We start from the raw sequence: 9,737 nt of genomic DNA on the forward strand, positions 1-9,737 counted from the left end.
TTAAAAATTAACTTATCATGAGTAACTATCATATTAAACATTTAGAAGAATACTATCAAGTTTACAGGAAATCGGTAAGAAATCCTGAGGTTTTTTGGGAAGAAATTGCAGAAGAGCACTTTTTATGGCGAAAAAAATGGGATAATGTATTAAGTTGGGATTTTACCAAACCTGAAGTAAAATGGTTTGAAGGAGCGCAACTGAATATTACCGAGAATTGTATCGACCGTCATTTATATACCAGAGGCGATAAAACTGCTATCATTTTTGAACCCAATGACCCGAATGCAAAAGCTGAACATATTACGTACAAACAATTACATGAAAGAGTATGTAAGTTCGCCAACGTATTAAAAGATAAAGGAATTAAAAAAGGAGACAGGGTTTGTATCTATTTGCCGATGATTCCAGAATTAGCAGTGTCTGTATTGGCTTGTGCACGTATAGGAGCCATTCATTCAGTGGTATTTGCTGGTTTTTCATCAACAGCATTAGCAACCAGAATCAACGATTCTGAGTGTAAAATGGTATTAACAAGTGATGGTTCGTATCGTGGAGCAAAAACTATCGATTTAAAAGGAATTGTAGACGAGGCATTAAAAGAGTGTGATTGTGTAGAGAGTGTGTTGGTAGCAAAACGCATCAATTCTGATATTGATATGAAAGACGGTAGAGACCATTGGTTACAACCTTTATTAGATAATGCTTCTGCTAGCTGTGAGCCGGAAATAATGAACGCTGAAGATCCGTTATTTATCTTGTATACTTCAGGATCTACCGGAAAACCAAAAGGAATGGTACATTCAACTGCGGGATACATGGTGTATACTGCGTATACATTTAAAAATGTTTTCCAGTATAGAGAGCAAGATGTATATTGGTGTACTGCCGATATTGGTTGGATTACAGGACATAGCTACATTGTATACGGACCTTTATGTAACGGAGCAACTACTGTAATGTTTGAAGGTGTTCCTAGTTATCCTGATTTTGGTCGTTTTTGGGAAATTGTAGCAAAACATAAAGTCAATCAGTTTTATACCGCACCAACTGCAATTCGTGCATTAGCAAAAGAAGGAGTTGGTCATCTTGAAAAACACGATTTATCATCTTTAAAAGTATTAGGAACTGTTGGCGAGCCAATTAACGAAGAAGCATGGCACTGGTATGATGATAATGTAGGTAAGAAAAAAGCTCCGATTGTAGATACTTGGTGGCAAACAGAAACGGGTGGAATTATGATTACCCCAATCGCCTTTGCTACTCCAACAAAACCAACGTACGCAACCCTTCCATTCATCGGAATTCAACCTGCATTGATGGATGAAAATGGTAAAGAAATTAAAGGAAATCAAGTTGATGGTCGTTTATGTATTAAGTTTCCTTGGCCAAGTATGGCAAGAACTATATGGGGAAATCATCAACGCTATAAGGATACTTATTTTTCTGCCTATGAAAATAAATATTTTACGGGTGATGGAGCGCTACGCGATGAGGTTGGATATTACAGAATTACAGGTCGTGTAGATGATGTAATCATTGTTTCGGGTCATAATTTAGGTACCGCACCAATTGAAGATGCTATTAATGAGCATCCAGCAGTAGCCGAAAGTGCTATTGTAGGTTTCCCTCACGATGTAAAAGGAAATGCGTTATATGGTTATGTAACCTTAAAAGAAACAGGAGAAAGTAGAAATCAAGATAATTTACGTAAAGAGATTAATCAATTAATTACAGAGCAAATTGGTCCTATAGCTAAGTTGGATAAAATTCAGTTTACTGAAGGATTACCAAAAACAAGATCAGGAAAAATTATGCGACGTATTTTACGTAAAATAGCAAGTAAAGAAACTGGTAATTTAGGAGATACCAGTACATTATTAAATCCGGAAGTTGTTCAGAGTATTATCGATAATGCTCTCTAATTTTTATTTTTAAATGTGAAATGAAAAACGCAGCTTTAAGCTGCGTTTTTTTATAACCAACTAAATAAATGTCTAAGTTGTAATTTCGAATTTTTATGTTTTAATAGTGATAAGGTTTTTAAAAAGACCATAGCAGTTAAAAAAGCATCGCCAGATGCAGTATGTCTATCATGCTTTGTAATATTAAAAGTTTCGCACAATTCGTCTAAGCTGTAAAATATATCTTTTTTAATATATTTAGTTTTTTTGTATAGCGTACCGGTATCTAAAACTTTATTTTTAAGCTTAGGTAAACCTAACCTGTTTAACGCTTCATTAATCATGGTAATATCAAAGTTAGCATGATGTGCTACCAAAACGGCATTTTTAATATGATTTAAAAATTGTTTAATAGCTTCTTCTTCTGTAATTTTTGTAATATTTCCTTCTTTTAAAATACCGTGGATTTCAACCGTAGCTACATTAAAGTTTTCTTGAATTATATAGCATTCAAAACTATCGGCTACATCAATTGAAAAGTTTGAAATAGCTATTGTGCCAATAGAGAGAATTTTATCAATTTTCGGATTCAAACCCGTAGTTTCTGTGTCAAAAACTACAAATCGGGTAGTTTGTAAATCGCTGTTTTTTGTTTTAAATGAAGCAGAATATGTGTTCCAAAAATCAGGATATGTTTTTCGCTGAAACCATTTCATATTACATAATTTGAGAAAGTTTAAAACGAACACGAATCAGTTCTTGAATGTCTTTTATAGGTTTAAACGCACCTTTTAGCTTTAATCGTTCGGCTTTACTTAATTCCTGAACATGAACAAATCTACCAGAATCATTATTTTTTAAACCTTGTTGAGTTCTAAACCTCAATAATACTCTAAAAGCATTAATACAGGACTCGAATAGATCTTTATTTTGAGGTTCAATTTCAGCAAGTTTATTAAACCTTGATATAGTACTGTTAAAATCTTTTACGTTGTGAGATAAAATTAAGAGGCGAGCAGCATCTACCAAAGGCATAATAGCACGAGCTTTAATATCAAATTGATCTTTATGCTCACCGGAATCTTCCACTAAAAAATTTCTAAAAAAACTTAAAGGAGGGAGGTTTTTAATAGCATTCACTCCTAAATAATTCAAAAAAATCTCATATTTACTAATCGCTTCAAAAATACTATCAGACATTTGACTTACCAACTCTTTATTTCCGTAAACCATATCATAATCAAAGAAGATATTGCAGAGCATCATTGTATCTTCATCAGGTTGGGTAATCCAATTGGTAAATTGGTCTTTCCATTCAGTAAGAGATAAACACCATTTTGGGTTGCTGGCCATCATTTTTGCAGGACAATATTCAAAGCCTACGGTATTTAATTTAGTGTTAATTGATTTTGCAAGAGTTAAAAAATAAGTTCTGACTCTTTCAATTTCAGATGGTTCTACATCTTCAAAAACTAACGCATTGTCTTGGTCGGTCAATAATAGTTGTTCTTTTCTACCTTGACTACCAATAGCTAACCAAGAAAATGTAGTGGGAGGTGACTCAAATTCCGCTAAACTTAGATCAATAATTCGTTTGGTAATAGCTTCATTAATGGCTGATATTATATTAGCTATAAATGAAATAGGAATGGATTGTTCAATATAATTTTGCAATAATCCTTGAGCTTTTTCACGTATAAATTTTAATGTTTCGGCAGTTTTTGCTCTTTTTATTTCTTTTATTAATACAGATGGATTGTTGCCGTGAATCACAATAATATCATGTTCTGAAAGTATTCCGATAAGGTTAGTTTCGGTAGTACCATCCTCCGTAATACATAAATGTGAAATATCGTTTTTTAACATACCTATTTGAGCTTCAGCTACAGTAATATTGGGAGGAAATGTAATGACAGGAGTAGACATAATAGAAGTAATATTTTCTGAAATAGCATGTTTGCCTGTAGCCACTTTGTTTCGTAAATCCTTATCGGTAACAATTCCAATGGGTTTATTCTTTTCTGTAATTACTATAGAACCAACTTTGTTTTTACTCATAATGCTAGAAGCTTCTTGTATATTGGTGTTTGTAGAGCAAACAATGGGGTTTTTAGAAAAATCTGCAGATTGCACTTCGGTAAAACTGGTAGAATTTGGTCTTAAAACGTCTTCGTTGGCAAATAAAGTACCTTTATTTTCGTCAGAATACGGATTTCGAGTATTGGTGGCAAAACTTGCAATTAAAAATTGGTTGGCTTTAGGATTGTTAATGATGATTTCTTCCAATAAAGTTGATGAAATGCTATACACAATACTTTCTTCAATAGCTCGAGCATTTAATAAATACTGGTCTTTTCGTATCACAGCACGTAAACCAAAAATATCACCTTCATCACACTGGTCTACTAAAAGAGAATCTCTGTAAATACCAATAGCACCGTCTTTTACTACGTAAAAAAAATCATGAATTTCTTCACTTTGCTTAAAAACAAAATCATTTTTTTCAAAATAAAGAACTTTTACCTGAGATGATATGGTAAAAAGTTGGTCATAAGTTAATGCATCAAAAGGAGGGAAGCCTTTTAAAAAATCTAAAATACGTTCGGCTATGGTGTTTTTCATCTTACTAATTTATAGAAAATTAAGAGCAGATTGTATGAGTAAAATCATTTTTTGTGGTAAAATGATATAGGTTTATAAAATGTGTTTATTCTAAACTCTTTGTTTAAGTTGTTTTTCGTAACTTAAACCCTTATTAAAACAACTACTAAAATGCCAAATTACACCTTAAAAATCAATGGAGAATCGCGTACTTTTTTAGCAGATGCTGATACACCTTTATTATGGGTATTACGTGATGAACTCAATATGTTGGGTACAAAATTCGGTTGTGGAATTGCACAATGCGGAGCGTGTACAGTACATGTTGATGGAACAGCAATGAGAAGTTGTCAATTACAGGTTTCAATGTTAGACTCAGAAGAGATAACTACTATTGAAGGGTTATCAAAAGAAGGAGATCATCCTGTGCAAGAAGCTTGGAAAGAAATAGATGTGCCTCAATGTGGATATTGTCAAGCGGGACAAATCATGACTGCTTCTGCTTTTTTAAAGGATAATCCAAATCCTTCAAGAGAAGAAATTCGTCAAGCAATGCACGGAAATATTTGTAGATGCGCATCGTATAATAGAATTGAAGAAGCTGTAGTTACTGCATCTAAAAAAATGTCTTAAAAATTTCAATCATGAAAATAACAGAAAACACAAATACATTCAGCAGACGAAATTTTTTAAGAACATCTGCTTTAGCAGGAGGAGGTTTAATGATAGGTTTTAATTTATTTACTGCATGCAAACCCAATGTAAAACCATCTGTAGATATTGAAAACCTAAATTTTAATGACTTTAATGCGTTTATTAAAATTTCTGATGAAGGTTATGTAACCATCTATTCACCAAACCCAGAAATTGGTCAAGGAGTAAAAACTTCAATGCCTATGTTAATTGCAGAAGAATTAGATGTTGAATGGAATAAAGTTAATGTAGCACAAGCCCCATTAGATACCAAAAATTATAAACGTCAATTAGCGGGAGGAAGTCAATCTATTCGATTAGGTTGGGATGCATTGCGTCAAACAGGAGCTACCACAAAACAAATGTTAATTAATGCTGCTGCGCTAAAATGGGGAGTTGACGCCGCTACTTGTAAAGCTTCACAAGGAATTATCACTAATAAAAATGGTGATAAATTAGGATATGGTGAAGTGGTTAATGAAGCAGCTAAACTTGAAATTCCTGAAAACGTAACGCTGAAAAAGCCATCAGATTATAAAATTATCGGTAAAGATGCCGTAAATGTTGATATAGATAAAATAATTACCGGTAAACCTCTTTTCGGATTAGATTATAAAGAAGAAGGAATGTTGTATGCATCGGTGTTAAGACCGCCTGCATTTGGACAAACGCTAGAATCCTTTGACGCTTCAGAAGCTAAAAAAGTCAAGGGTGTTATAGATGTAATTACTATTGGGGATAAAGTAAGAAGTTTTGTTGATAATGGTAAATCTAACTGGACCTTTAAACTTTCAACAACAGATAAAGTAGTGGTGATTGCTGAAAATACTTGGGCAGCTATTAAAGGTAAAAAAGCTTTACAAGCTACATGGAAATCAAATAAAGAATTAGAAAGTACAGAGTATCAAGATAAAGTTTTAAATAAGATTTTAGACGGTAATAAATTTGATATTCGAAGAGAAGATGGCAATGTTAAAAAAGCATTTGCGCAAGCTGATAAAGTGATTGAACGAACTTATCATTCTCCTTTTTTACCACATAATTGTTTAGAACCGATGAATTTTTTCGCTAATGTTACTGATGAAAAAGTTCATTTGATTGGACCAGTGCAAACACCAGAGTATGCAGCGATTGTTGTTTCTGAAATGTTAGAACGCGATATTAATGATGTTCAAGTGGATATGACAAGAATGGGCGGCGGATTTGGTCGTCGTTTGTATGGAGATTTTGTGTATGAAGCAGCCGAAATTTCTGATAAGATCAAAAAGCCAGTAAAAGTTGTTTCAACAAGAGAAGATGATATGACCACGGGTATTTATCGTCCCGCAATAAAATATCGAATTGCTGCCTCTATCAAAGATGGAGAAATTACTGGTTATCATTTAAAAGAAGCTGCGATAAATGATAATATGTACGGCTTAATTCCTCATTTTTTTCCTGCGGGATGTATTCCAAACTTCAAAGTTTCTACTCAAAATTATAAAAGTGATGTCACAACAGGGGCTTGGAGAGCTCCGTATACCAACTTTTTAGGGTATGCAGAACAAAGCTTTTTTGATGAGTTAGCACAAGAGTTAGGAAAAGACCCGGTTCAACTTCGATTAGAATTACTGCAAAATGTAAAAGGAACTACCGATGAGCAAATTCAATATTCAGGAGAACGAATGGAAAACGCTATTAAACTTGCTGCTGAAAAAGGGAATTGGGGATATGCTAAAGAAGGAGTATATCAAGGTTTTTCTGCATATTACAGTCATAATACACATGTTGCTGAAGTTGCTGAGGTTGAGTTAAAAGATGGTTTACCAGTCGTAACCAAAGTTGTGGCAGCAGTTGATTGCGGAATTGTAGTCAATCCAACAGGAGCTATAAACCAAGTTCAAGGAGGTGTTCTTGACGGAATAGGACATGCAATGTACGGCGATTTTTCTTTTGAGAACGGGAAACCTAGGAATAAAAATTTCGATACCTATCGTTTAATACGTATGAATGAAACTCCGCAAGTTGAGGTACATTTTGTGCATAACAATTTATCACCAACAGGCTTAGGAGAACCAGGGTTACCGCCAGCAGGGGGAGCTGTAGCAAATGCTATTTATAAAGCATTAGATAAAAGATTATACAGCCAACCTTTTCAAAAGCATTTTGAAGAAGAAAAAGAAAAGGTCATTGGTTAATGTTTAAATAAAAGCTGTTTGTTAACAGCTTTTTTTAATTAAAAAAATCAGTTTACTTTAATAGCTTGATTAACTCTTAAAAAAAACTTATTTTCGCATCCGTAAAATTTGTAACGTAATTATGGTAAAAGATTTATTTGATAGAATTAAAGGAGATAAAGGACCTTTAGGAAAATGGGCGGATAAAGCAGAAGGCTACTATGTGTTTCCAAAATTAGAAGGACCAATTTCTAACCGAATGAAGTTTAACGGAAAGTCGGTAATTACGTGGAGTATCAATGATTATTTAGGATTAGCTAATCATCCTGAAGTATTAAAAGTAGATGGTGAATCAGCCGCTACTGATGGTATGGCGTACCCAATGGGGGCTCGAATGATGTCGGGTCACACAAAATATCACGAACAATTAGAGCGTGAATGCGCTGAATTTGTGGGTAAAGAAGCATCGTATTTAGTAAACTTTGGTTACCAAGGTATGGTATCAGCAATTGATGCATTGGTATCAAAAGATGATATTATTGTATACGATGTAGATACACATGCATGTATTATTGACGGAGTACGTTTACATGCAGGTAAGCGTTTTGTGTATCGTCATAATGATATTGAAAGTTGTGAGAAAAACTTACAGCGTGCTACTAAAATGGCTGAAAAAACTGGTGGAGGAATCTTATTAGTTTCTGAAGGAGTTTTCGGTATGCGTGGTGAGCAAGGTCGTTTAAAAGAAATCGTAGCGTTAAAAGAAAAATACAATTTCCGTTTATTAGTAGATGACGCGCACGGTTTTGGTACGTTAGGAGAAGGAGGTAGAGGTACAGGTTACGAACAAGGTGTTCAAGATGGTATTGATGTGTATTTTGCAACGTTTGCAAAATCTATGGCAGGTATCGGAGCCTTTTTTGCAGGTGATGCAGATGTAGTTCAGTACTTACAATACAATATGCGTTCACAAATGTTTGCTAAGTCATTACCAATGCCAATGGTAAAGGGAGCATTAAAACGTTTAGATTTAATCCGTACCCAACCTGAATTAAAAGATAGGTTGTGGGAAATCACTAATGCATTGCAATCTGGTTTAAGAGAAGCAGGTTTTGATTTAGGAACTACGCAAACATGTATTACTCCGGTATATTTAAAAGGAGAAATTCCTGAAGCAATGGCAATGGTGCAGGATTTACGTGAAAACCACGGAGTATTCTGTTCAATTGTGGTATATCCTGTAATTCCAAAAGGATTGATCATTTTACGATTAATACCAACAGCACGTCACACAATTGAAGATGTAAACGAAACCATTGAAGCATTTACTGCAATCCGTGAAAAGTTAGAAAACGGAACATACAAGAAAATGGCAGAAGCTATAATGGAAGAATAAAAAATCAAAAAGCAATACTAAAAACTCGTGATTATCTCACGAGTTTTTTTATTTTCGACAATATATTTTTTTGGAACTGTATTTGCGGTAATCAACATAATGAAAAAATTACTTTACATAGTATTCATACTATTCTCAACAATGTCTTTTGCACAAATAAAAGATTCGCTTCCCGATTTTTCAGACGATTATTATTTGGTGAAAGAGGGAGATACATTAATGATACAATTAAAAGAAGTAACAGTTCTCCCAAAACACAAGTTTAAATCTCATACTGATGCTAATTATTATTATTGGTTTCGAAAAAAAGTTTTTAAAGCGTATCCGTATGCGGTTTTGGCATCCCAAAGGCTAGATAGTTTAAATCTTCGTCTTTCCCGTATAGATGATAATAGTAAAAAAAGACAATATGTCCGTAGAGTTCAAAAATATGTAGAAGATGAATTGTCTGAACAAATAAAAAAAATGACTCGTACTGAAGGGAGAATACTTATTAAATTGATTCACCGTCAAACAGGTAAAACAGCTTTTGATAATATTAAAAATTTAAGAAGCGGATGGAAAGCCTTTTGGTATAACACTACAGCTAATATTTTTAAACTTTCCCTCAAAGAAGAATACAATCCTGATTATATAAATGAAGACTATTTAATAGAAGATATACTTCAGCGTGCGTTTATAGATCAACATTTGCAATCACAAGAGCCAAAATTACAATTTGATGCTTTTGAAATCATAGCAAATCAAAGAGGAAATGTAGATGTAGAAGAATACAAAAAGATGTTTTCGAAGATGAAAAAGAAAAAAAATAGAAGAGCAAAAAAGAAAATTTAATATCACTATGGGTGTTTCTTTTCGCTTTATAGATGAAAAAGGTTGGGCTATTCGTGCTTGCTTTTTGTATTGAAAAAAGAATTTTCACTACAAAAGATCTCAAACAGCTGCTACTATCCCTAACAGGAATACCTTTGTCTGCATACTATTATA

Annotated in this window: 7 protein-coding genes; 5 read left to right on the plus strand and 2 right to left on the minus strand. The window is 33.6% G+C overall.

The genetic code is table 11. The features are described 5' to 3' along the window. Positions 1 to 17: 17 nt before the first annotated feature. Complete coding sequence (gene acs / locus SLH33_RS12235; RefSeq protein WP_320419401.1) at positions 18 to 1,925, plus strand: acetate--CoA ligase; 1,908 nt, start codon at positions 18 to 20, stop codon at positions 1,923 to 1,925. 50 nt (positions 1,926 to 1,975) lie between these two features. Here the strand turns inward: acs and SLH33_RS12240 are convergent, their stop codons facing one another. Together SLH33_RS12240 and SLH33_RS12245 are read right to left on the minus strand one after the other, a co-directional pair. After that, positions 1,976 to 2,620 (minus strand): 3'-5' exonuclease, encoded by a 645-nt coding sequence (locus SLH33_RS12240; RefSeq protein WP_320419402.1) that lies wholly within the window; start codon positions 2,618 to 2,620, stop codon positions 1,976 to 1,978. A 1-nt stretch (position 2,621) separates the two neighbouring features. Next, positions 2,622 to 4,526, minus strand: coding sequence for a DUF294 nucleotidyltransferase-like domain-containing protein (locus SLH33_RS12245; RefSeq protein WP_320419404.1), 1,905 nt, complete (start codon positions 4,524 to 4,526; stop codon positions 2,622 to 2,624). 150 nt (positions 4,527 to 4,676) lie between these two features. Between SLH33_RS12245 and SLH33_RS12250 the strand changes: the two genes are divergently transcribed. From SLH33_RS12250 to SLH33_RS12265, 4 genes are all read left to right on the plus strand, one after another. Beyond that, positions 4,677 to 5,138: a (2Fe-2S)-binding protein gene (locus SLH33_RS12250; RefSeq protein WP_320419405.1), complete on the plus strand. Its 462-nt coding sequence runs from the start codon at positions 4,677 to 4,679 to the stop codon at positions 5,136 to 5,138. Between the two features lie 11 nt (positions 5,139 to 5,149). Further along, a complete protein-coding gene (locus SLH33_RS12255; RefSeq protein WP_320419406.1) occupies positions 5,150 to 7,375 on the plus strand; it encodes a xanthine dehydrogenase family protein molybdopterin-binding subunit in 2,226 nt (741 codons plus the stop codon). Between the two features lie 121 nt (positions 7,376 to 7,496). After that, positions 7,497 to 8,750 carry an aminotransferase class I/II-fold pyridoxal phosphate-dependent enzyme gene (locus SLH33_RS12260; protein WP_320419407.1) on the plus strand — a complete coding sequence of 418 codons (1,254 nt, stop codon included), beginning with the start codon at positions 7,497 to 7,499 and terminating at the stop codon, positions 8,748 to 8,750. Positions 8,751 to 8,849: 99 nt separating this feature from the next. Further along, the gene (locus SLH33_RS12265) at positions 8,850 to 9,584 is read left to right on the plus strand and encodes a DUF4294 domain-containing protein (RefSeq protein ID WP_320419408.1); all 735 of its coding nucleotides are present in this window, start codon (positions 8,850 to 8,852) and stop codon (positions 9,582 to 9,584) included. Positions 9,585 to 9,737: the final 153 nt, after the last annotated feature.

It is taken from the genome of Tenacibaculum sp. IB213877, from assembly GCF_034043975.1.
Lineage (GTDB): Bacteria > Bacteroidota > Bacteroidia > Flavobacteriales > Flavobacteriaceae > Polaribacter.

Bases quoted from the DNA above. Each gene is read 5' to 3' on its own strand.
- acs (WP_320419401.1), top strand. From the start codon at position 18: ATGAGTAACTATCATATTAAACATTTAGAAGAATACTATCAAGTTTAC.
- SLH33_RS12240 (WP_320419402.1), bottom strand. From the start codon at position 2,620: ATGAAATGGTTTCAGCGAAAAACATATCCTGATTTTTGGAACACATAT.
- SLH33_RS12245 (WP_320419404.1), bottom strand. From the start codon at position 4,526: ATGAAAAACACCATAGCCGAACGTATTTTAGATTTTTTAAAAGGCTTC.
- SLH33_RS12250 (WP_320419405.1), top strand. From the start codon at position 4,677: ATGCCAAATTACACCTTAAAAATCAATGGAGAATCGCGTACTTTTTTA.
- SLH33_RS12255 (WP_320419406.1), top strand. From the start codon at position 5,150: ATGAAAATAACAGAAAACACAAATACATTCAGCAGACGAAATTTTTTA.
- SLH33_RS12260 (WP_320419407.1), top strand. From the start codon at position 7,497: ATGGTAAAAGATTTATTTGATAGAATTAAAGGAGATAAAGGACCTTTA.
- SLH33_RS12265 (WP_320419408.1), top strand. From the start codon at position 8,850: ATGAAAAAATTACTTTACATAGTATTCATACTATTCTCAACAATGTCT.